Raw genomic sequence first — 20927 nt, forward strand, 5'->3', positions numbered from 1 at the left:
CGCTAAAAACCATGCAGGTCATGGGAATCGTAGAGGATTTTTTGTATTTGTAGAGAACAAGATCATTGGGGAAATTTTTTGATTTTCTTCGATGTTCTTATGCATAAAAACATGACGATATGAGCAAAGTATCTTACTACACTGCGGAGGGATTAAAAAAATTGAGGGAAGAGCTCAACCAACTGAAGGATGTGGAACGTCCCAAAGCTTCTCAGGCCATTGCAGAGGCGCGAGACAAAGGTGATTTGTCTGAGAATGCTGAATATGATGCCGCCAAAGAGGCTCAAGGTCTATTGGAAATGAAGATTTCCAAGATGGAAGAAACCTTGTCCAATGCCAGATTGATAGATGAATCCCAATTGGATACTTCAAAAATATTGGTGCTGTCCACAGTCAAACTAAAAAACCAGGCTAATGGCATGGAAATGAAATATACGTTGGTGGCCGAAAGCGAGGCTGATTTAAAATCAGGAAAAATTTCGGTGACCTCCCCAATTGGAAAAGGACTGTTGGGAAAATCAGTAGGTGATGTTGCTGAAATCAAAGTCCCCAACGGAACGTTAAAGTTGGAGATTTTGGAGATTTCCCGTAACTAAAAGTTTATAGAATGCCTATATTTAATCCTGTCACCTGACAGGATTTTTTATTTAACACCAAACCAACATGCCTAGTATTTTCACCAAGATCATTAATGGAGATATCCCCTGCTATAAAATAGCGGAGGACGATGATAATTTTGCTTTTTTGGATATCAACCCCAACGCTAAAGGTCATACGCTTTGCGTTCCCAAAAAAGAAGTGGACAAGATTTTGGATTTGGATGAGGAAGCCTACCTAAAACTTATGGCGTTTTCCAGAAAAGTAGGCAAGGCTTTGGAAGCTGCAGTGGACTGCAAACGTGTGGGTATGACGGTTATTGGATTGGAAGTTCCCCATGTGCATGTGCACCTTATTCCATTGCACAGTATGCAAAATGCCACCTTTCAGCACAAAGAAAGTTTGGAGGCCAAAGAGTTTGAGGAAATCGCCGATAAAATCAGGGAACAGCTTAAATAAGGCCTTCCAAATAGAAGTAAATCCCGGCGGCCACTAGGCACAAAATCAAAATAAGGAGGATAAAAAACAAGGTGGTAAACCGTACTGAAGGTCGGTCTGGGCGTACCAATTTGTTGTAATAATCGAAGACCCGCTCAATATCTGGAGTCCAGTTTACGGGGTAAATAATGGAATGGCATTTTTTGCATTTTATCTCATGCGTCACTTCTGCAGTGGTTCGGTGATAAAATGGGTTTAAGGTATGTTTTTGGTAAAAGGTAAGCTTCAATTCTTGGTTATAACACTCGGGGCAGTTATTGGTAATGTCGGCATCCTTGATTACAATTCTCTTTTCCTTTGACATGGTTCACTTTTCATTTTGCTCTTAGCGAAATTTGCATGATTGTTCCTTCTTTACTGGACGAAAGTACTTTAATTTTTCCTTTGTGGTACTCTTCCACGATTCTTTTTACCAACGAAAGACCCAATCCCCATCCTCTTTTTTTGGAGGTTACTCCAGGACTGAAGATGTTCTGAAAATCACTTTTTGGGATACCGTGCCCCGTATCCGACACCAATATATTAACATTTTGGCCTTTTTTATCTATTTGGATGGCAATATTTCCCTTCCCCTTCATAGCATCAATGCCATTTTTAACCAAATTTTCTATACTCCAATTATATAAAGGAGGATTTAAAAGCACATAAAGTTCATCCACATTGGAACTGAAGGAAAAGTGAATCAACTTGGAGCTGCGTTGCTTCAAATACTCATACGCCTTTTTGGTCTCTTCCACAATATCGTGTACTTCCAAATCAGGGATGGACCCTATCTTGGAAAACCGTTCCGTAATGGTCTCCAGACGATCAATATCCTTGGCAATCTCTACCGTAATATCTGGATTAATGTTCTCTGACTTCAGTAATTCGTTCCATCCCAATAGCGAAGTCAACGGGGTGCCAATTTGGTGCGCCGTTTCCTTGGCCATACCGGCCCAAAGTTTGTTTTGTTCTGAAGCTTTGTTGGTTCGGAAGAAAAAGAAAATGACCGCTCCGAACAAAAAGATAATTAATAAAAGGGCAAGGGGGTAGTACTTTAATTTGTTCAGTACTTCAGAATTTCCATAGTACAAGGTCTCCAAGAGCTCTCCATCCTGAATGATTTCTATGGGTTCATTTTCACTTCGAAACTGTTGTATCTTTTTACGGATATAGCTGCTATCGGCAATCCGCTCAACCGGAATGTTATGGGTTTTGTACGAACCCTCTTCATTCATCAAAATCATGGGGGTAGAGGTGTTATTGCCCATCACCTTTAGGGTTAGGTTGCCCAGTTCTTGGTCTACCGAAGATTGGATAAGTTCGGATTGTGCCGTGGCCCAAATTTCCATTTTTAGGCGTTCTTCCTCCTTAAATTTCTTAAAAAAACTGTTGGTATTCCACAAAATCAAGCTAACAACCACAAATGCCGAAATCAGCAAGGTGATATTGGAAGCTTTCCGTCTGGGATTGAAGTTCATTTTTGGCAGAATTGTGATTAAAGATAGCGGAAAATGGAAAATATGTTGATACTTCGTGATAAACTTGGGTTTCCATTGGGCGTCATTTTATGTACATTTGAAATTCATTGAAAATTAGCATACATGGAAGTTCAGGGAAGAATAAAAATGATTGATGAGACCAAAACATATGGGAACAATGGTTTCCGAAAAAGAGAATTGGTCGTGACTACGGAAGAACAATATCCACAACATATTTTAGTGGAGTTCGTGCAAGATAAATGTGATTTACTGAACAATTACAATGTGGGCCAAATGGTGAAGGTCAGCATCAACCTAAGAGGAAGGGAATGGGTAAACCCACAGGGAGAGACCAAATACTTCAATTCCATTCAAGGTTGGCGAATTGAAAATTTAGAGTCAGAAGCTTCCTCTGACAACATGCCCCCGGTACCACCTATGGAGGCTTTTGAGCCTGCTGATGACCTCAATGAGGAGGATCATGATGATCTCCCATTCTAAACCACAGCTTTGGACCTTACCAAGGTCATAGAACGTATTTTTAGGAGGTATTTGCCCTCCCCGTTCACCATTGCGGTATTGCTTACGGGGCTTACCTTGATTTTGGCCTTGATTTTTACGGAGAATACTTCCGATGGAAATCATTTCGCTGCTATTCTTTCATATTGGGAAGATGGTATTTGGAACAATGGCCTTTTGGTGTTTGCCTACCAGATGATGCTCATTCTAGTGCTTGGTCACGTATTGGTACTCAGCAAACCCATGGAACGGTTGATTTTGAAAATCACCGGATTGGTGAAGAGTACTTCGAGCGCAACGGTGTTGGTAGTATTGCCCACACTTTTGGTTTCCTTTTTCAATTGGGGACTTGGGCTTATTTTTGGAGCAATTTTAGCCCGAAAAGTGGGGGAATATGCCCAAGCCAACCATATTTCTATCAATTATCCACTCATTGGTGCCTGCGGCTACTCTGGATTAATGGTCTGGCATGGCGGAATCAGTGGTTCCGCCCCTATAAAAGTTGCTGAAGCTGGCCATTTAAAAGGATTGTTGGAAACCAATGCCAGTAATGACATCTTAGCCCAATTGCCCGACACCATTTCCACAGCACTTACCGTGTTCAGCTATTGGAACCTGATTTTATTTGCATTGGTAGCTTTGTCCATTACAGCTTTGTCCTATTATCTGAGCAAAAGGACAAGTACTACATCCACGGATCTGAAGGGCTATCAATTTAAAACAGCAGAACGCAAACATTTGCAGGGTGCAGAGAAATTGGATTACTCTCCATGGGCCTCCACTGTTTTTGGAATTTTGATTTTACTGGCCTTCATGATCCAATATTTACCAGCGCTCAAAACATTGAACATAACCCCAAACATGCTCAACTTCTTTATGCTGGGATTGGCCATTATCCTGCATGGAAGTTTTAAAAGTTTCCTTACCGCTGTGGAGGAAGCCATAGGGGATACTGCGGGAATTCTGATTCAATTTCCCTTGTATTTTGGTATCATGGGAATTATGTCTGGTAGTGGGATGATCTATAGTATTTCCGACTTTTTTGTCTCGATAAGTACAGCTACAACTTTGCCTCTTTTTACTTTTATAAGTGCAGGGCTCGTCAACATTTTTGTGCCGAGTGGCGGTGGACAGTGGGCCATTCAAGGGCCTTTTGTTCTGCAATCTGCCCTGCAGCTGGGCGTACCATTGCCCAAAGCCATTATGGCATTGGCCTATGGGGATCAGGTGACCAATATGTTACAACCCTTTTGGGCCCTTCCCTTGCTGGGAATTACAAAGTTAAAAGCCAAGGAAATTCTACCTTATACGGTACTTTTTATGGTTGTCGGTAGTTTAATCTATATGGCCGGACTTCTTGTTTTTTAGTCCAATTCGGTTTACGTATTTTAGTAAAAATTGCGTTTTGGAACATAATAGGAATTACTTTCCACTTTACTTTTTAGGAGACCGATTGGAATTTCCGCCGGTTGAAACTGCCAATGAAGATGGCTTGCTGGCGGTAGGGGGTGATTTGTCCCCAGAGCGGCTGCTGCTGGCCTATAAAAGTGGCATTTTCCCTTGGTTCAATGACGATGCCCTGATTCTGTGGTGGAGCCCAGACCCACGAATGGTCCTTTTTCCAAGTAAAATAAAAGTATCAAAAAGCATGCGCAAGGTGCTGCGTGATGGTAAATTTAAACTCACCCAAAATACATGTTTCAATGAGGTTATGGAGCAGTGCGCTTTAGTGGAACGTAAAGGGCAAGATGGCACATGGATTACTTCAAAAATGAAAGAGGCTTATACCGAACTTCACAGAAAGAGATTAGCCCGATCCTTCGAAGTTTGGCAGGATGGCAACTTAGTTGGAGGATTGTACGGAGTGGATTTAGGCGGTGTGTTTTGCGGAGAAAGTATGTTCAGTCTTCAGCCCAACGCTTCAAAATTTGCTTTTATAAAAATGGCTCAGGAGTTGGGTGAAAAAGGGTACCGCATAATCGACTGTCAGGTCCATACCGATCATTTGGAAAGTTTGGGGGCAGAATTGATCCCCCGGAAAAAATTCATGGAACTGTTGTAAGGGTGCCCTAACGTTAGAATACTGTATGTACGGCCACCAAATTCCCCTGTGCGTTGAACAATGCCTCATAAGACTTTCGCTTTCCTTCTTTTTTTGCTGAAAAAACAAGTTTATAGTTGATATGGGGCAACATTAAGTTCTGGAAGGCCTCGTGAAGCGTCCTTTTTGGGTCTTGGCCGGTCAGCGGATGCTGTTGTTGTATTTTTTTGATACGCAACTTCGGGTATTGTGAGTCGAGGTATGCTTTAATGGTGTTCCAAGTATCCTCTGGAATGTCGTTTTCTGTGATAATGAACTCTACATCTTCCAAATCACCAGTTTCATTGAACTCTACGCTATAATGCAATCGTCCTTTTTTGAATTTTGCTTCAAAACTTTTCTTGGTACTGTCCGTCTCCTGGTAAAAACGAACCCGCTTGGCATTTTCCAAATATTCGGAAATAAGCGTATAGGCTTTTTCAGGAAATGCGTCTTTTTTGATTCTGGATTCCTTCTCGTATTTGTTCTGCGCGAACACAAATTGGACAAAACACAGACAGCATATAAAAATGGAACTAAACCTCATCATATCTGAAACAATGAATTTCGTGATCATTTACCATTCCGGTGGCCTGCATGTGGGCATAGATGACGGTGCTCCCCACAAACTTGAACCCACGTTTTTTTAGGTCCTTGCTAATGGTGTCTGATAGTTCTGTGGTGGCGGGGGCATGTTTGTAATTTTCCAAAGTATTTTTTATTGGTTTTCCGTCCACAAATCCCCAAATGTAGTTGCTAAAACTTCCAAATTCTTTTTGAATATCCATAAAGGCCTTGGCGTTGGAAACCGTGGCATTCACCTTTAATTTGTTTCGGATGATTCCAGGGTTTTGCAAAAGCGCATCAATTTTGTTTTGATCATACCCCGCAATTTTTTTGTAGTCGAAATGGTCAAAAGCTTCTCTGAAATTTTGCCGCTTTCGAAGAACGGTAATCCAACTGAGCCCTGCTTGAAACGTCTCCAAAATCAGAAACTCAAAAAGGGTGTCATCATCCTTTACGGGAACACCCCATTCCTCATCATGATATGCTTCGTATAACGGGTCGCCCAAACACCAGCCACATCTGTGTTTATCCATGGTAAATTTTTAGCTAAAGTTAGAAGAACTTCTTAGAAACCTAAAAACATTATTTAGAATCTTAGGTAACTGAAGATTAATACATTGATAATGACAAATTAAACAGAAGTGCTTTTGGATAAAGTAATTTAAGGACACTGCTTATACCAACCTCACCAGAATCGTTAAAACTGTTGGAATAAGAATAATTTTAATGCCAATGATCCACTCGAAAGGGTGGATTTTTTGCGTAATGCGCCAAATAGTATCGTTTGTAAGGTTTTTTAGTGTAATACAACCAATGACAAAAGTCAGAAGATAGGCTGTTTTTGAAGGATACATTTGTTGAAAGGAATTTTTATGGAACTATTGGAAAAACACATACAGCAGGATAAACCCACTTTGGTGCAGCAAGGCATTTCTATGGGAATGGATTATGAAAAGTATCGGGATTTGGTGCATCATTTGGTGGAAATTGAACAAACCACGGGGCATGTTCAAACTGAGGCCAATGTTCACTATACCCAACTCAATGACCGTAGAATGAAACGCTGGGACAAAACCTTTGCAATTCCTGATGAGATCCAGCAGAAGATTATCAACTTAAAATCAAAATTAGCATTCTTGACCATCACCGAAAGTTGGTGTGGGGATGCGGCCCATAGCATGCCTATTATCAACAAGATTTCGGAACTCAACCCAAATATGGATCACAAGGTTGTTCTCCGTGACGAAGTACCCGAAATCATGGATGCTTTTTTAACCCAAGGAGCACGTTCCATTCCCAAAGTGATTCTATGGGATAAAGAAAATAAGGCAATTCTTGGGGAGTGGGGGCCTAGGCCCAATTTGGCCACTCAAATGGTAGAAGATTACAAAAAAGAATACGGTAAACTTACCCCAGAATTTAAGCAAGACCTACAGGTTTGGTACAACAAGGATAAAGGCGTAGGTATTTTGAATGATATTCTAGATTTACTTCCCCTGGAATAGGTAGGTAATGGTGCCAATTTGCTCCGTTTTAGAGTCCGGACTAAATCGTGCTTTAAGAGCATATCTAATAGCATTGTCCACCAAACAACCATTACTGGTACCAGAACTTTTGTCGTTAAAAGTGGCTTCGGTGACATAGCCATTATTGTCCACGTGAATATTTATGACCACTTTTCCTCCCTCAATACAGGTATAAATGGGAGGGGGAAGGTAGTAGGCATTGCGCTTCACCAAGGAAAACGAAATGGAGGTTCGTCTATCCTTTAAATAATTGGTGAATTCTTCTTTTTGGGCATCGCGCTCACCCAATTTTTGCTTTTTTTCATCGCGTTGGGCGGCCAACTGCTTTAGTTGTTCCGAGAAATTACTGTCCCCTGAATATTCGCCTTCTTCGCTGTTCATCGCCCGTTCCTCGATCAATTCTTCCAGCGTTTTAAGGGGCTCCGGATTTCCAATGGTGGGTTTGGCAGTTTCGTTAAAGGCCATGTGACTTTTAATGGGGTCATTGTTGGCCAATTCTTCCAGTCGTTCCTCTTCTTGCTCCAACAATTTCTCAATATCCTCATCGGCCAGGCTCATTTCAATCACATATTCCTCTTCCTTTATGCCCCCTAAGTGAATGTTGAACAACAACAAAATCACTATTGACATGGAGAAGAACGTGATTAAAAGTGATAACTGACTTTTGTTAAGATTAAGGTTCATGGTTTTACTATAACCGCTTTTTTTCAAAAATATTTTACCCCGTGATTCAGTACAACCGCCTATTCATTCGGTTTTTTGGGCATGAAATCACAGATTTTCTTTGAAATCCTTGGGGCTTGTAGCATTATTTACGTTGAAATCCCCTATTTTGGTTCTTCTGAGAGTCGATAAATAGGCTCCCGACCCTAAAGCCTTGCCAAAATCATGGGCAAGTGAACGGATATAGGTTCCTTTGCTGCAGACCACCCGAAAATCCACTTCTGGTAGGGCAATGCGGGTAATTTCAAAGTCCAATATTTCTATTTTTCGGGGTTTTATTTCGACTTCTTTGCCTTCCCTAGCCAATTCATATAAACGTTTGCCGTCTTTCTTTAAAGCTGAAAAGATGGGAGGTATTTGATCAATTTCACCCAAAAATTGGTTGGTAGCTTCTTTAATGGATGTTTCCGTTAAATGGTCTGTGGGATAGCTTTGGTCCACTTCGGTTTCCATATCGTAGGAAGGGGTAGTGGCGCCAAGCGTGAAGGTTCCCGTATATTCTTTGACCTGACCTTGTAATTCTGGGATTTTTTTGGTGAATTTTCCCGTACAAATAATTAAAAGACCCGTAGCCAAAGGGTCCAATGTTCCCGCATGGCCAATTTTTATCTTTTTAAGATCAAATTTTTTTCGGATGGCCCATTTTAAGGCATTCACCGCCTGAAAGGAACTCCATTCCAACGGTTTGTCAATCAACAAAATCTGACCATTCAAAAAATCTTCTTTGGTTTTCAAACTAAAAGACTAATAGAGATAAAAATAAAAGTATTGGCGGGCCAACAAGATATAAGGCTGTTAAAATATACACCTGCTGAACTTTTGGAGCATATGGTGTTTCAATGAAACCTGGGTACTTTTTCTGTAAGTGTTTTTTGAAGAGATAATCAAAAATTAGAATGCTTGAGCTTAGAATTACAATTAAATACCACTTGTAGGAAGATAATTGAACATCAACTTTGAGGGCTTTATTCAAAGTAAGTATTGAAAGTAGAAACAGGTATATAATACTCACCGTTAAAACGAAGGTGACCAAGCGAGCTGATTTGCTGACCAGTTTTAAATGTGTTAGCTGTGGATTGTTTTTCCGGGCTAAGGTGTAGTAGTTGATAAAAAGTCGTTCAAAAATCACCCCCAAATGCTCCAAGCGAGGGCAATGAGCCCTACAATTAAACAGTAAATGGCAAAATAGGTCAGCTTGCTTTGGCGTACCAATTTAATCATCCAAGTACATGCGGCAAGTCCAGCAATAAAGGCTGCAATAAATCCTGCACCCATGGCCACGGCTTGGTCTCCGTGGAAATTAATGTCGCCACTCATTAAATCTTTGGCCACTTTTCCCAAAATAAGGGGAACAACCATTAAGAAAGAGAATCGAGCGGATTTACCTTTGTCCACCCCTAAAAGCACAGCGGCGGAGATGGTAGCGCCACTTCGAGAAATACCGGGTAATATGGCCACAGCTTGGGCCATGCCAATGACAAAAGCGCTTCGAAAAGAAACCCCTTTGTCTGTGGTTTTGGCTAAATCGGCCAAGTACAACAAAAAAGCAGTGATGATGAGCATAATGCCTACAATAACAATGGCACCATCAAAAAACACTTCAATAAAATCATTCAAAAAGATGCCCACTAAAGCGGCAGGAATCATGGAAATGATAATTTTTAGGGAAAATTGGGTCTCCTCGTTCCATTTGAATTGAAAAAGCCCCTTGAAAATCTCCAAAATATCCTTTCGGAAGACCACAATGGTACTCAAGGCTGTGGCAAAGTGAAGGATTACTGTAAACAATAAACTTTCTTCAGGAACGGCTTGCGCGCCCAAAATGGCTTTGCCCAACTCCAGATGTCCACTGGATGATACGGGTAAAAACTCGGTCAATCCTTGGATAATACCAAGAATGATAGCATCAATAAGCTCCAAATCAGTCTTTCTTTTTGTTAGGGTTCAACAAGATGGCATATATCTGGATGCCCAAACCAATCAGCACCAAAGTGGGCGCCAAACGGATTCTTCTAAAACTGTAAATATCTGGATTGAAGACCTCGGGGTCATCACTGCCACCACCACTCATTAAAATAAAGCCCAAGGCAATAAAAACTATTCCGATAAAAAGGAACAGATAGTTTTTCTTTTGAAAAACGAACTCCTTGGTGGGTTTTTGACCGTTCTTATTTTTCTTGCTCATGCCGCAAATTTAATGAAAAGTTTCCCAGCATTGACCGTGTAGATACTATATAACGTCTGTAGTCTTGTGCCCATCAGCGAAGCGGTCCTATATCTTTTGTCTAATAGTATAGATCGTCTGTTCTTAAATTGAGAAAACGTTGTGTGGCAAAATGGGTGCTGGCCCATGAAATGACCACACCAAGACCAAAAACGCCGACAAACAAAAAGATGAGTACCAAGTAATCTTGAAGCAGATTCAATTCCGGGAAATTTTTGTTGATATAATAAACAAGGATACCCAATGAAATTAGTGCCACAGCGGCGCCCACCATTCCCAATTTTATGTTTTGCCAAATAAAAGGTCGGCGTATGAAGGTCTTTGTGGCGCCCACCATCTGCATGGTCTTAATGATAAATCGCTTAGAATAAATGGACAGCCGAATGGAGCTGTTGATGAGTAAAACCGCAATCACCGTGAAAATGGCACTGGCTACTAAAATCCACAAGCTGATTTTTCGAGCATTATCGTTGAGTAAGGAAATCAAAGGTTTGTCATAGCTCACTTCATCCACATAGGTTTTTGTGGAGATTTCCTCGGCAATCTCAGCGATTTGCTCTGGAGAGACAAAATCAGCTTTTAAATGTACATCAATGGAGTTTTTCAAGGGATTGTAGCCCAAAAATTCCACAAAATTCTCCCCAATGTCTTCGCTGTACTGTTCCGCGGCATCTTCTTTGGAGATATAATCGGCAGACTTGGTATACTCGGCCAAAGTCAAGCTTTTCTGCAATTGGTCAATCTCCACAGGTTTGGCGTTGTCCTTCAAAAAGACTGAAATGGTAATTTGCTCTTTGAAGTGATCGGCCAGTTTTTTGGTATTCAACACCAAAAGACCAAGCGTTCCCAAGAGGAATAGCACCAACGCAATGCTCAAAACCACGGAAAAATAAGAGGAAATCAGTTTTCTTCGCTGATATCTTTCAATATATTGGCTCATATAGTGGAATCAATACGTAAAAATAGAAAAGTATGGGCTAATGGCGATATAATATTGGGAAACACTGCGATTTTATGTTTTCATTTTGAAATAGAATCAGCGTTTCAGGGTAAAATGCCCTTTGAACAAATTTTCACCAATCTTAATGGTGTACCAATAATCAGATGCCGGCAAGGGTTTACTATTGAATTTACCGTCCCATCCGTAATTTGTATTGTTGGATTGAGAAATTAGTTTTGCGGCCCGGTCAAAAATCCTAATTTCATAATCTTCAAAGGCATCAATGCCTTCTGGGATAAAATTATCGTTGACCCCGTCACCGTTAGGGGTAAAAAAGCGGGGGACGACCAAGTGGATAAATGAGAAAACGACTATGCCACAATAATTTTTTTCCCGGATATAGGCTGTATATGTTCCTCCCCTCATATTTTCAAAAAGAGGACTGTCCTGAAACGTAAAACCATCAAGGGAATATTCAAAATTACCTGAATTTAGCGTCACGATGGTAAAATCCCGGTGATCGGAAACCACATCATCAATTACAGGAATATCGACTTGAACAACTTCAATGGTTTTGGTTTCTGAACAATTATAAATATTGGTGACCTTTACTGTATATGTTCCAGGCTCATCCACGGTTATTTCTGGCGTGATTTCACCTGTACTCCATAAATATGAGGCATTTGAAACATCAGCAAACAATTCTATAGCCTTGCCTTTACACAAAAGTAACTCCTCATCTTCTACTTCTGGAAGGGGATTGTACATAATGGACACTGCAGTTCTTGAGTCGGAAAAACAACCTGCAATTTCGGTTACTGCCTCGGCGTAGTACGTGCCATTGATTGTGGTGTCATAAGAACGGCTTCCTGCTTGCAAAAGTGTACCCCCGGTAGGGGCATCGTACCAATTTATGGTGATTCCATCAGGAACAGAAGCTGCGACCCCACCCGTGAAATTAGCGCAGAGACTAATATCTCCTAGAGAGATCGGCGCATCAGGCTTGCCTTCTACAACAACAGAATAGATATCGGAAACCGTGATACATTTAGAGTTCGTCAAGTTTATGGCATCTTCAGCAACTTTCACCCTAAATAATGTGGTACCATAAATAAGTGGAGAGCTAAAAGTGGCGTTGGTTTCCCCGGGAATATCGGTCCAGTTTGTACCATCGGGACTTTCTTGCCATTGATAAGCATGGGTGTTGTACACCGAAAAATCAGGATTTGCAGTAAGTTCCACCGAAGTAGGTGCATTTTCCTCGCAAATCCCATAAATTTCGGTATTGTTTTGGGCATCTGTCAAAGTAATTCTATCACCGCAGGTTTTAAAGGTGATGTCATCAATGGCCAGATCATTTCCACAGCCACCGGCCCCATTGTTTATCATTTTAAGAATTACAGAGGTTTGTCCCGACAAGGTCTGGAAAACCAGACCGTATTGCTCCCAGTCGGCGTAGGTTTTGTCAAAAATGTTCCCGGTATCCCCGGAAGCCAATAAATTGGTGTCTGTGTTGTCCCAAATCTGGAATTTCACGTTCACCGGAATGCCGTTGCCCTCGCATCCCGATTGGGGATGAAGGTTCACCAACCAAGAAGAAAATTCATAGGAAGTGTTTTCACAAAGCCCTGATATGGTGCGTCTAAAAAATTCTCCAGCGGTATAGCTGGCATTCACAAGAAGCATTTTTCCGTTGGTATCCCCAGGGGTATGGTCATCCGTATCGAACCAATCGTAATAGTTTGAGGTACTGGAGATGGTATAGCTTCCATCCATGGGCAAACCATTGGAATAGGAATACGTAGTGGTGCCTGCCGAGAGTGCTGGGCCATTGGTGGTGCCTGTTCCAAAAGTTTCCAAAAAAATGGGATCCCCGGAATTACCACTGCAGAACCCAAGTTGGGCATTTAGTTGCTGTCCCGCAATGCAAAGAAACCAAATTGAAAAAATGTAAATTTTGCTTTGCAACGTTCTACTAGTTGAGGGGATTATAAAGCAATACGCTTAAACTTTTTCGCTTTGCGCGATTAAACCTATTTTTGCCCATTCAAAGGAGTAAGATATAAAATGGATTACAATTTTAGGGAAATAGAGGCCAAATGGCAGAAGTATTGGGCTAAAAACAAAACGTTTAAGGCTTCCAACGACTCCGACAAACCCAAATTTTATGCATTGTCCATGTTTCCATACCCCTCTGGGGCTGGATTGCACGTGGGGCATCCACTGGGGTATATCGCCACGGACATCTATTCGCGCTACAAAAGACATAAAGGTTTCAATGTGCTGCATCCGATGGGGTATGATTCTTTTGGACTGCCTGCAGAGCAATATGCCATTCAAACCGGGCAACATCCGGCCATAACGACGGAAAACAACATTAAAAGGTACCGAGAGCAGTTGGATGAACTTGGTTTTTCGTTCGATTGGGACCGCGAGGTGCGTACATCCAATCCTGGCTATTATAAATGGACGCAGTGGATTTTTATCCAATTGTTCAATTCATGGTACAACAAAGTTTCCGATAAAGCCGAGGATATTTCAACCTTGGTTGTGCTCTTCGAAAAAGAAGGGAATGCAAAAGTAGAAGCTGCGTGCGATGAAGACACTCCTGTTTTTTCTGCTGAAGAGTGGGACATTTTTTCAGAAAGGGAAAAGCAAGAAATCCTCTTAAAATATAGATTGACCTATTTGGCCGATACCGAAGTCAACTGGTGCCCTGCTTTGGGAACCGTTTTGGCGAATGATGAGATTGTGAATGGCGTTTCCGAACGTGGAGGTCATCCGGTGATACGCAAAAAAATGACACAATGGAGCATGCGAATTACGGCTTATGCCCAACGTTTATTGGATGGATTGAATAAAATTGACTGGCCGCAGCCGCTCAAGGATTCCCAAACCAATTGGATTGGGCGCTCTGTTGGGGCATCAGTCACCTTTGATGTAAAAGGGTCGGATGATACTATTGAAGTTTTTACCACCCGTCCCGATACCATTTTTGGAGTAAGCTTTATGACTTTGGCCCCAGAACATGATTTGGTGACCAAAATCACCACACCCGGACAAAAGGCTGAGGTTGAAGCCTACGTGGAAGCCACCGCCAAACGTTCCGAGCGGGATCGTATGGCTGATGTAAAAACGGTTTCAGGAGTGTTTACTGGAGGATATGCGGAGCATCCCTTCACTAAAGAACCCATTCCCATTTGGATTGGGGACTACGTGTTGGCCAGTTACGGAACTGGTGCGGTCATGGCGGTACCTTGTGGCGACCAACGCGATTACGATTTTGCAAAACATTATGATATTCCAATCCCCAATATTTTTGAAGGAGTTGATATTTCCGAAGAGGCTTTTGCCGACAAGGAAACTACCGTAATTGCCAATTCCGATTTTCTCAACGGGCTTTCCTATAAAGATGCCATGAAGAAAATCATTACCGAATTGGAAAAGATTGGACACGGGGTGGGAAAAGTGAATTATCGCCTACGGGATGCCGTATTTAGCCGTCAGCGGTATTGGGGTGAACCTTTTCCTGTATATTATGTGGATGGCATGCCGCAAATGATTGATTTGGAACATTTGCCATTGGAACTACCCGAAGTGGAGAAATACCTCCCTACCGAAACGGGCGAGCCGCCTTTGGGCAATGCCACCGTTTGGGCGTGGGATACTGAAAAAAATGAAGTAGTCAACAATGATTTGATTGACCACAAGACTGTATTTCCTTTGGAGTTGAACACCATGCCGGGTTGGGCCGGAAGTTCCCAATACTTTAATCGATATATGGATCCGCGCAATGACGAGGCCATTTTTTCCAAGGAAACGATTGACTATTGGCAGGATGTGGACTTATATATAGGTGGGAGCGAACACGCTACGGGTCACTTGCTCTATTCCCGTTTTTGGCAGAAGTTTATGTTTGATAGGGGCTATGTACCCAAGGATGAGTACGCCCAAAAGTTGATCAATCAAGGGATGATTACCGGGACGAGTGCTTTTATCCTTAGGCAAATTGTAGATGTTAGAACTGTTGTAGAGATTGATTCAAAGATTGAGGAAAGAACCTTTCAGGCAATAATTATTTCGGATGAAGGCTCGGTTTCAAAATATGATAAAGATGAATTAGAAAAAATAGCTGAAAATCAACTTGATAAAATCCTTTCCGAAGAAGAAAATAAGAATATTAAACTGATTGACATAGAGGGATATGACATCAACATGCATCTTTCTATACGTGTGCCAGTTGATTTTGTGAATTCGTCAGACGAATTGGATGTGGAAGCATTTATAAAGAGCCCTTTTGGAAAGGAGTACAAACATGCTCTTTTTGTTAGCAATAAGACCTATCGCGAAATCGAAAAAATGTCCAAATCCAAATACAATGTCGTCAACCCCGATGCCATTTGTGAGGAGTATGGAGCCGATTCCCTTCGCTTGTATGAAATGTTCTTGGGGCCCTTGGAGCAATCCAAGCCTTGGAACACCGCTGGGATTACCGGAGTGCACTCCTTCCTTAAAAAATTATGGAAGCTTTATTCCTCTGTTGAGGGGGGTGTTGAACCTACCCCAGAAAACCTAAAAACGCTCCATAAAACCATCAAAAAAGTGGAAGAGGACATTGAAAACTTCTCGTTCAATACGTCGGTATCCACCTTTATGATCTGCGTGAACGAATTGACGGCCCAAAAATGCACCGGCAAGGCCATTTTGGAACCACTTGCCATTTTGGTATCGCCTTATGCACCACACATTGCTGAGGAACTTTGGGAACGGTTGGGTCATACCAAGTCGATTGCAGAAGCCCCTTTCCCCAAGTTCGAAGAAAAGTACTTGGTGGAGAGCAGCAAAGAATACCCTATTTCCTTTAATGGTAAAATGCGCTTTAAACTGGAACTTCCCTTAGATATGGGTAAGGACGAAATTGAGGCCGCTGTCTTGGCACATGAAAAAACCCAAGAACAATTGCAAGGCCGTTCACCCAAAAAGGTAATCGTGGTTCCCGGAAAGATTGTAAATATTGTAGGGTAAAACCTAAATCTATGGGCTGAGGTCAACTTTTATTGAAATTTATTCAACAAACCCATTAAAATGCATGCCAAACGGCATGCATTTTTATTTTTATATAATTTAACCCCTAAAAATTATAGGGTATAATCAAATAAAATATTTTAAAATGAAAAGAACCCCTATTAAAATAGGGGTATAAATGTTAAAAAACATTATTTTTAACCATTGACCCCTACTTTTTGTCGATTTTGTTTCTCAGTTTGTTTTTTTTGTAACACCTTTGAGAGTGTAATCATAAAACACACCAAAATGATTGTAGGGGTACCAAAAGAAATCAAGAACAATGAAAGCCGGGTTGGGATGACCCCAGCCGGGGTTTTTGAACTGGTAAAGAACAACCATACTGTTTATGTGCAATCCGGTGCGGGAGAAGGCAGCGGTTTTTTCAATCAGGATTACCAACGGGCAGGGGCTACAATTTTGGATACTATCGGTCAAGTATACGCTATGAGCGATATGATCGTAAAAGTAAAGGAGCCCGTTGCACAGGAATACAACCTGATTCAAAAAGGGCAGATAGTATTCACCTACTTTCATTTTGCGTCGAGCGAAGCATTGACCCAAGCCATGATTAAGAATAAATCTATCTGCATTGCCTATGAAACGGTAGAGGATGAAGATGGAAGTTTGCCGCTTCTTACCCCAATGTCTGAAGTGGCCGGACGAATGGCCATTCAACAAGGGGCTAAATATTTGGAAAAACCTGTTAAGGGCAAAGGCGTGCTTTTGGGCGGTGTTCCTGGCGTGTCCCCGGGCCGTGTCTTGGTCTTGGGTGCCGGAACCGTGGGAATTCAAGCTGCTAAAATGGCAGCAGGCCTAGGGGCCCAAGTCACCATTTTGGATGTGAACATAAAAAGGCTTCGGTATGTGAACGACATCATGCCCAGCCATGTAGTAACCGGATTCTCCAATGAATTCAATATCAGAAAATATATCAAAACCCATGATCTAATAATAGGTGGTGTCCTTTTAAAGGGTGCCAAAGCGCCAAACCTGATCACCAGGGATATGCTCAAGGATATGCATCCCGGTACCGTGATTGTGGATGTTGCCGTAGATCAAGGAGGATGCGTAGAAACAACAAAACCAACAACCCATGAGGACCCCGTTTATATTATTGATGACGTGGTTCATTATTGTGTAGCCAATATGCCAGGGGCAGTGCCTTATACTTCCACAGTTGCCTTGACGAATGTAACACTGCCCTATGTGCTAAAATTGGCTAATTTGGGATGGCGTAGCGCATGCAATTTGGATAAATCACTGGCCAAAGGATTGAACATTGTGGAGGGTGAAGTAGTTTATAAGGAAATTATTGAAGCCTTTCATTGGGAGCCAGCATTGGCATAACATACATTTTGTCAGTAAAAAGACCCTGCCAACATTTGGCGGGGTTTTTGCTTTAATAGTGGTATATTTAATAGAGTAAAAACGGAAAAGTTATGATGACATATTATATATTGATTGGTGGAATTGCCTTGATCAGTTGGTTGGTCAGTAGCCAATTGAAGAGCAAATTCAAGAAATATTCCAAAGTACACCTGCGGAATGGGATGAGTGGGGCAGAGATTGCCCAAAAAATGTTGGATGACCACGGAATAAGGGATGTAAAAGTAATCTCTACTCCTGGAATGTTAACTGACCACTACAATCCCAAAAATAAAACTGTGAATTTGAGTGAAGGCGTGTACAATCAACGTAATGCCGCTGCCGCTGCCGTTGCTGCGCATGAGTGTGGACATGCCGTACAACATGCACAAGCCTATGAATGGTTGACTATGCGTTCCAAATTGGTGCCTGTAGTAAGTGTTACTTCAGGAATGTCCACTTGGATTGTCTTTGGAGGTATTATGTTGATGGCTGCTACCGGAGTGGCCGGTGGAATTGGATTTTATATTGCCGTAGCCGGATTGATCATGATGGGCTTGGCCACTTTGTTCAGTTTTATTACCCTGCCCGTGGAATATGATGCCAGTAGACGGGCCTTGGTATGGTTAAAACAAAAGAATATGGTGAGCCAACAGGAGTATGCTGGGTCCGAGGATGCTCTAAAATGGGCCGCCCGTACCTATTTGGTTGCTGCATTGGGTGCTTTGGCTTCCTTAATCTATTGGGCTTTCCAAGTTTTTGGGGGGAGAGACTAACTGAAATTTACAATATCAAACAAAGCCTGCTTGAGTTCCAGTCAAGCAGGCTTTTTTATTCAATTAAGATTGGCTTGCGTTAGGCGCTATTATTTTTGTAGCTTTGCTATAAAATATGTAGCGTAATGATTATTCCTATACCTGGACAGCCCGTTCGCGGCTCAAAAAGTGGTCAACCTATTATGGCATTGCTGGATTTATTAGGTAGGAGCTGGGCCATGGGCATTGTTTGGCATTTGTATTCCGGTCCTAATACGTTTCGAGGACTGCAAGACTACTGTGAATCCATTTCGCCCACTACTTTAAATACAAGATTAAAAGAGCTAAGGGACTGTAATCTTATTGAAAGAACGTTGGAAGGCTATACTCTTACAGCGTATGGCAAAGAATTGTATGAACTATTGGAACCTATGGGAAGTTGGGCCAGACACCGATGGACACAGAGTTTCAAGGAAAATAACAATAAATCTTAAGAACATGAGATATATTAAAAAACCAGTTGAGGGAGAGTATCCTGAATATTCCCATATTTATATGGATTTGTTGGAAGATGATGGTAAGGTTTTGAAGCATTTGCAGGAAAATTTCCTCAAAATCAAAGATTTTGTATACTCCCTTCCCAAGGAAAAGTTGGAGTATAGGTATGCAAAAAACAAATGGACTATAAAGGAAATACTGGTACACCTGATTGATGATGAACGGATTTTTGCCTATCGGGCATTGCGGTACGCCAGAAATGATGACACACCGCTCCATGGATTTGATCAAGACGCGTACGCCACATTTTCAAAAGCGAATGAACGAAGTTTGGAAAGTATTTTCGATGAATATGAATCGGTTAGAAAGGCTACACTAACCCTTTTTACTTATTTACCGGAAGAAAGTTTTACAAGGGGAGGCAAAGGAGTGGATTTTGATGGTAGCATCATAAACAAAAGAACGGTAAGAGGGTTGGCATACCATATTGCGGGTCATGAGCTCCGCCATTTTAATATTATTAAAGAAAAGTATATAAACTGAAAACGGGGCCATCGGCCCCGTTTTATAATGCTATCCTACTTCTGGATTTATTCAATCCAATTGGCAACTTGGTTGTCGATCATTTGTAATCCAACACCTTCGGTACCGGTTACTTCAATCATATCCAAAATATCGCGGATGGTGTTTTCTTCCTCAACCTGTTCCAAAACAAACCAATCCAAGAATCGTTCTGTGGCTAAATCACCCAACTCACGGGCTTTTTTTACAATATTGTGAATGGATTTGGTCACGGCCACTTCATGCTCCAGGGTGTTTTCAAAAACATCCACGATGGAAGAGTAGTCGTGGTTAATATTGGTTACTTCTGGTGAAACTGGGTTTCCACCGGTATCCACCAAAAATTCAAAAATCTTCATCATGTGTCCACGTTCTTCCTCAGATTGCTTGTAGAAAAACTTGGCACTGGTAAAAAACCCATTCTGCTCGCACCAAGACGCCATGGCCAAATAGGTGGCAGAAGCGTGGGCCTCCATTTTAATTTGTCCGTTGAGCAAATCCATGGATTCCACTTTTATGCTCATACTTTGTCTTGCTATATCTTTCATATCTATATCAATAGGTTTAAATCGTGAAAATGACTTTAACAAAAATACGAAATTTACCAGCCTTTTGAAAGTAACTCCTTTGTTTTAAGGCAGTTTAAGATTGAATAAAAATAAGAGACGTGAAAATGGGATTATATGGTCACGGTTTCTGCTTCTACAGAAAGCCCCAATGCCATAAAACTTTGTTCCACAAACTGTTTTAGGTCCAAAATTTCATAGGTGTTCAAAACAAGGAGGTGTTCCTTGTTGCATAGCAATAAAACTTCAAAACCATGCTTGTTCAAATCGCCATCAAAGTGGTTTTCGATAGGAATGGACATCAGTTTATACCGGAGCGCAAGCAATTGGCAAAGCGACATGCGGACCATTTTTTGGCCAAAATCCACGTAGAAGCTACGCTCCTTTGCAGATTGGTATAAGGTATAATATGAAGTTTGAACTATTACATTCATGGGACAAATGTAAAGTTTATTTAGATTGAATACAAATATCAGATCTGAATTTGTCGATCAATTTGCTGATTCAGGGAGATAAACGTTTCGGTACGGGAAACGCCCTCGATTTGCTGTATTTTTTTGTTCAATACTTGCATTAGGTGTTCGTTATCTCGACACAGCACTTTTATGAGGATGGACCAATTCCCTGTCGTGTAGTGGCATTCCAAAACTTCGGGGATCTTTTCCAGTTCCTTAACAGCTCTAGGGTTGGCCATGGCCTTATCCAGAAAAATACCGATGTAAGCCATTGTGGTGTAGCCTAATACGCGTGGATTGATGATGAACTTGGAACCCGCAAGCAAACCAGAACTTTCTAATTTGCGGAGTCTTTGGTGGATAGCCGCTCCAGAAATGCCTATGTTTCGAGCAATCTCCAAAATAGGTTTTCGGGCATCTTCCATCAAATACCTTAGAATTTTTTTGTCAATGCCATCTATTTTGACCGAACTGTTATGGTTTTTCACGGAATCTGTTTAAAATTGAAGCTAAATATAGAGAAAAT

24 protein-coding genes are annotated in these 20927 nt (G+C 41.5%); 11 read left to right on the forward strand and 13 right to left on the reverse strand.

Annotated features, from left to right (window positions below; all coding sequences use genetic code 11):
* Positions 1-119 precede the first annotated feature (119 nt).
* Positions 120-596, forward strand: a complete 477-nt coding sequence (greA, locus tag J0X14_RS03250; protein ID WP_207096315.1) for a transcription elongation factor GreA — start codon at positions 120-122, stop codon at positions 594-596.
* 67 nt (positions 597-663) lie between these two features.
* Positions 664-1056: an HIT family protein gene (locus J0X14_RS03255; protein ID WP_207096316.1), complete on the forward strand. Its 393-nt coding sequence runs from the start codon at positions 664-666 to the stop codon at positions 1054-1056.
* Here the strand turns inward: J0X14_RS03255 and J0X14_RS03260 are convergent.
* Both J0X14_RS03260 and J0X14_RS03265 read right to left on the reverse strand, forming a co-directional pair.
* Positions 1049-1399, reverse strand: coding sequence for a hypothetical protein (locus J0X14_RS03260; RefSeq protein ID WP_207096317.1), 351 nt, complete (start codon positions 1397-1399; stop codon positions 1049-1051). The genes J0X14_RS03255 and J0X14_RS03260 overlap by 8 nt on opposite strands.
* A gap of 10 nt (positions 1400-1409) precedes the next feature.
* The gene (locus tag J0X14_RS03265; protein ID WP_207096318.1) at positions 1410-2555 is read right to left on the reverse strand and encodes a sensor histidine kinase; all 1146 of its coding nucleotides are present in this window, start codon (positions 2553-2555) and stop codon (positions 1410-1412) included.
* Between the two features lie 123 nt (positions 2556-2678).
* On the opposite strand from J0X14_RS03265, the gene J0X14_RS03270 reads away from it, so the two are divergent.
* Genes J0X14_RS03270 through aat form a run of 3 tightly spaced genes read left to right on the forward strand, consistent with a single transcriptional unit; the run spans position 2679 to position 5136 of the window.
* Entirely contained in the window at positions 2679-3056 is a 378-nt protein-coding gene (locus J0X14_RS03270) for a DUF3127 domain-containing protein (protein ID WP_207096319.1), read from the forward strand.
* Between the two features lie 9 nt (positions 3057-3065).
* A complete protein-coding gene (locus tag J0X14_RS03275) occupies positions 3066-4442 on the forward strand; it encodes a short-chain fatty acid transporter (RefSeq protein WP_207096320.1) in 1377 nt (458 codons plus the stop codon).
* Between the two features lie 37 nt (positions 4443-4479).
* A complete protein-coding gene (aat, locus tag J0X14_RS03280) occupies positions 4480-5136 on the forward strand; it encodes a leucyl/phenylalanyl-tRNA--protein transferase (RefSeq protein WP_207096321.1) in 657 nt (218 codons plus the stop codon).
* Between the two features lie 13 nt (positions 5137-5149).
* On the opposite strand, the gene J0X14_RS03285 is transcribed toward aat, so the two are convergent.
* Together J0X14_RS03285 and J0X14_RS03290 are read right to left on the reverse strand one after the other, a co-directional pair.
* A complete protein-coding gene (locus J0X14_RS03285; RefSeq protein ID WP_207096322.1) occupies positions 5150-5704 on the reverse strand; it encodes a hypothetical protein in 555 nt (184 codons plus the stop codon).
* Entirely contained in the window at positions 5691-6254 is a 564-nt protein-coding gene (locus J0X14_RS03290) for a DNA-3-methyladenine glycosylase I (RefSeq protein ID WP_207096323.1), read from the reverse strand. Before J0X14_RS03290 ends, J0X14_RS03285 begins: the two co-directional genes overlap by 14 nt.
* A 339-nt stretch (positions 6255-6593) precedes the next feature.
* Here J0X14_RS03290 and J0X14_RS03295 point away from each other — a divergent pair, with 339 nt between their 5' ends.
* Entirely contained in the window at positions 6594-7226 is a 633-nt protein-coding gene (locus J0X14_RS03295) for a thioredoxin family protein (RefSeq protein WP_207096324.1), read from the forward strand.
* On the opposite strand, the gene J0X14_RS03300 is transcribed toward J0X14_RS03295, so the two are convergent.
* The 6 genes from J0X14_RS03300 to J0X14_RS03325 form a co-directional block, all read right to left on the reverse strand.
* Positions 7209-7877, reverse strand: a complete 669-nt coding sequence (locus J0X14_RS03300) for an energy transducer TonB (protein WP_242527898.1) — start codon at positions 7875-7877, stop codon at positions 7209-7211. The two genes, J0X14_RS03295 and J0X14_RS03300, sit on opposite strands and share 18 nt — an antisense overlap.
* Positions 7878-8018: 141 nt before the next feature.
* The gene (gene truB / locus J0X14_RS03305; RefSeq protein ID WP_207096326.1) at positions 8019-8705 is read right to left on the reverse strand and encodes a tRNA pseudouridine(55) synthase TruB; all 687 of its coding nucleotides are present in this window, start codon (positions 8703-8705) and stop codon (positions 8019-8021) included.
* Positions 8706-9095: 390 nt separating this feature from the next.
* Positions 9096-9890, reverse strand: coding sequence for an undecaprenyl-diphosphate phosphatase (locus tag J0X14_RS03310; protein ID WP_207096327.1), 795 nt, complete (start codon positions 9888-9890; stop codon positions 9096-9098).
* A 1-nt stretch (position 9891) separates the two neighbouring features.
* A complete protein-coding gene (locus J0X14_RS03315; protein WP_207096328.1) occupies positions 9892-10155 on the reverse strand; it encodes a DUF3098 domain-containing protein in 264 nt (87 codons plus the stop codon).
* Between the two features lie 100 nt (positions 10156-10255).
* Positions 10256-11134 carry a cell division protein FtsX gene (locus J0X14_RS03320; protein ID WP_207096329.1) on the reverse strand — a complete coding sequence of 293 codons (879 nt, stop codon included), beginning with the start codon at positions 11132-11134 and terminating at the stop codon, positions 10256-10258.
* 96 nt (positions 11135-11230) lie between these two features.
* Positions 11231-13102 (reverse strand): T9SS type B sorting domain-containing protein, encoded by a 1872-nt coding sequence (locus J0X14_RS03325; RefSeq protein WP_242527899.1) that lies wholly within the window; start codon positions 13100-13102, stop codon positions 11231-11233.
* A gap of 99 nt (positions 13103-13201) precedes the next feature.
* Here J0X14_RS03325 and J0X14_RS03330 point away from each other — a divergent pair, with 99 nt between their 5' ends.
* The 5 genes from J0X14_RS03330 (at position 13202) to J0X14_RS03350 (ending at position 19362) form a co-directional block, all read left to right on the forward strand.
* Positions 13202-16159, forward strand: coding sequence for a leucine--tRNA ligase (locus tag J0X14_RS03330; RefSeq protein WP_207096330.1), 2958 nt, complete (start codon positions 13202-13204; stop codon positions 16157-16159).
* A 288-nt stretch (positions 16160-16447) separates the two neighbouring features.
* Entirely contained in the window at positions 16448-17548 is a 1101-nt protein-coding gene (gene ald / locus J0X14_RS03335) for an alanine dehydrogenase (RefSeq protein WP_207096331.1), read from the forward strand.
* Between the two features lie 92 nt (positions 17549-17640).
* Positions 17641-18342: a zinc metallopeptidase gene (locus tag J0X14_RS03340; RefSeq protein ID WP_207096332.1), complete on the forward strand. Its 702-nt coding sequence runs from the start codon at positions 17641-17643 to the stop codon at positions 18340-18342.
* A gap of 125 nt (positions 18343-18467) precedes the next feature.
* Positions 18468-18815 (forward strand): winged helix-turn-helix transcriptional regulator, encoded by a 348-nt coding sequence (locus J0X14_RS03345; protein WP_207096333.1) that lies wholly within the window; start codon positions 18468-18470, stop codon positions 18813-18815.
* A gap of 4 nt (positions 18816-18819) precedes the next feature.
* A complete protein-coding gene (locus J0X14_RS03350; RefSeq protein ID WP_207096334.1) occupies positions 18820-19362 on the forward strand; it encodes a DinB family protein in 543 nt (180 codons plus the stop codon).
* Between the two features lie 47 nt (positions 19363-19409).
* Here the strand turns inward: J0X14_RS03350 and J0X14_RS03355 are convergent, their stop codons facing one another.
* The 3 genes from J0X14_RS03355 to J0X14_RS03365 form a co-directional block, all read right to left on the reverse strand.
* Positions 19410-19928, reverse strand: a complete 519-nt coding sequence (locus J0X14_RS03355; protein WP_207096335.1) for a ferritin — start codon at positions 19926-19928, stop codon at positions 19410-19412.
* A 131-nt stretch (positions 19929-20059) separates the two neighbouring features.
* The gene (locus J0X14_RS03360) at positions 20060-20380 is read right to left on the reverse strand and encodes a hypothetical protein (protein ID WP_207096336.1); all 321 of its coding nucleotides are present in this window, start codon (positions 20378-20380) and stop codon (positions 20060-20062) included.
* 38 nt (positions 20381-20418) lie between these two features.
* Positions 20419-20889 carry an Lrp/AsnC ligand binding domain-containing protein gene (locus J0X14_RS03365; protein WP_036380341.1) on the reverse strand — a complete coding sequence of 157 codons (471 nt, stop codon included), beginning with the start codon at positions 20887-20889 and terminating at the stop codon, positions 20419-20421.
* Between the last annotated feature and the right edge of the window lie 38 nt (positions 20890-20927).

It is taken from the genome of Allomuricauda sp. CAU 1633 (assembly GCF_017313225.1).
Taxonomy (GTDB): domain Bacteria; phylum Bacteroidota; class Bacteroidia; order Flavobacteriales; family Flavobacteriaceae; genus Flagellimonas.

Excerpts from the sequence above, each read along its gene's own strand:
- greA (WP_207096315.1), top strand. The coding sequence starts at position 120 with ATGAGCAAAGTATCTTACTACACTGCGGAGGGATTAAAAAAATTGAGG.
- J0X14_RS03255 (WP_207096316.1), top strand. The coding sequence starts at position 664 with ATGCCTAGTATTTTCACCAAGATCATTAATGGAGATATCCCCTGCTAT.
- J0X14_RS03260 (WP_207096317.1), bottom strand. The coding sequence starts at position 1,399 with ATGTCAAAGGAAAAGAGAATTGTAATCAAGGATGCCGACATTACCAAT.
- J0X14_RS03265 (WP_207096318.1), bottom strand. The coding sequence starts at position 2,555 with ATGAACTTCAATCCCAGACGGAAAGCTTCCAATATCACCTTGCTGATT.
- J0X14_RS03270 (WP_207096319.1), top strand. The coding sequence starts at position 2,679 with ATGGAAGTTCAGGGAAGAATAAAAATGATTGATGAGACCAAAACATAT.
- J0X14_RS03285 (WP_207096322.1), bottom strand. The coding sequence starts at position 5,704 with ATGATGAGGTTTAGTTCCATTTTTATATGCTGTCTGTGTTTTGTCCAA.
- J0X14_RS03290 (WP_207096323.1), bottom strand. The coding sequence starts at position 6,254 with ATGGATAAACACAGATGTGGCTGGTGTTTGGGCGACCCGTTATACGAA.
- J0X14_RS03295 (WP_207096324.1), top strand. The coding sequence starts at position 6,594 with ATGGAACTATTGGAAAAACACATACAGCAGGATAAACCCACTTTGGTG.
- J0X14_RS03300 (WP_242527898.1), bottom strand. The coding sequence starts at position 7,877 with ATGTCAATAGTGATTTTGTTGTTGTTCAACATTCACTTAGGGGGCATA.
- J0X14_RS03315 (WP_207096328.1), bottom strand. The coding sequence starts at position 10,155 with ATGAGCAAGAAAAATAAGAACGGTCAAAAACCCACCAAGGAGTTCGTT.
- J0X14_RS03320 (WP_207096329.1), bottom strand. The coding sequence starts at position 11,134 with ATGAGCCAATATATTGAAAGATATCAGCGAAGAAAACTGATTTCCTCT.
- J0X14_RS03330 (WP_207096330.1), top strand. The coding sequence starts at position 13,202 with ATGGATTACAATTTTAGGGAAATAGAGGCCAAATGGCAGAAGTATTGG.
- ald (WP_207096331.1), top strand. The coding sequence starts at position 16,448 with ATGATTGTAGGGGTACCAAAAGAAATCAAGAACAATGAAAGCCGGGTT.
- J0X14_RS03340 (WP_207096332.1), top strand. The coding sequence starts at position 17,641 with ATGATGACATATTATATATTGATTGGTGGAATTGCCTTGATCAGTTGG.
- J0X14_RS03345 (WP_207096333.1), top strand. The coding sequence starts at position 18,468 with ATGATTATTCCTATACCTGGACAGCCCGTTCGCGGCTCAAAAAGTGGT.
- J0X14_RS03350 (WP_207096334.1), top strand. The coding sequence starts at position 18,820 with ATGAGATATATTAAAAAACCAGTTGAGGGAGAGTATCCTGAATATTCC.
- J0X14_RS03355 (WP_207096335.1), bottom strand. The coding sequence starts at position 19,928 with ATGAAAGATATAGCAAGACAAAGTATGAGCATAAAAGTGGAATCCATG.
- J0X14_RS03360 (WP_207096336.1), bottom strand. The coding sequence starts at position 20,380 with ATGAATGTAATAGTTCAAACTTCATATTATACCTTATACCAATCTGCA.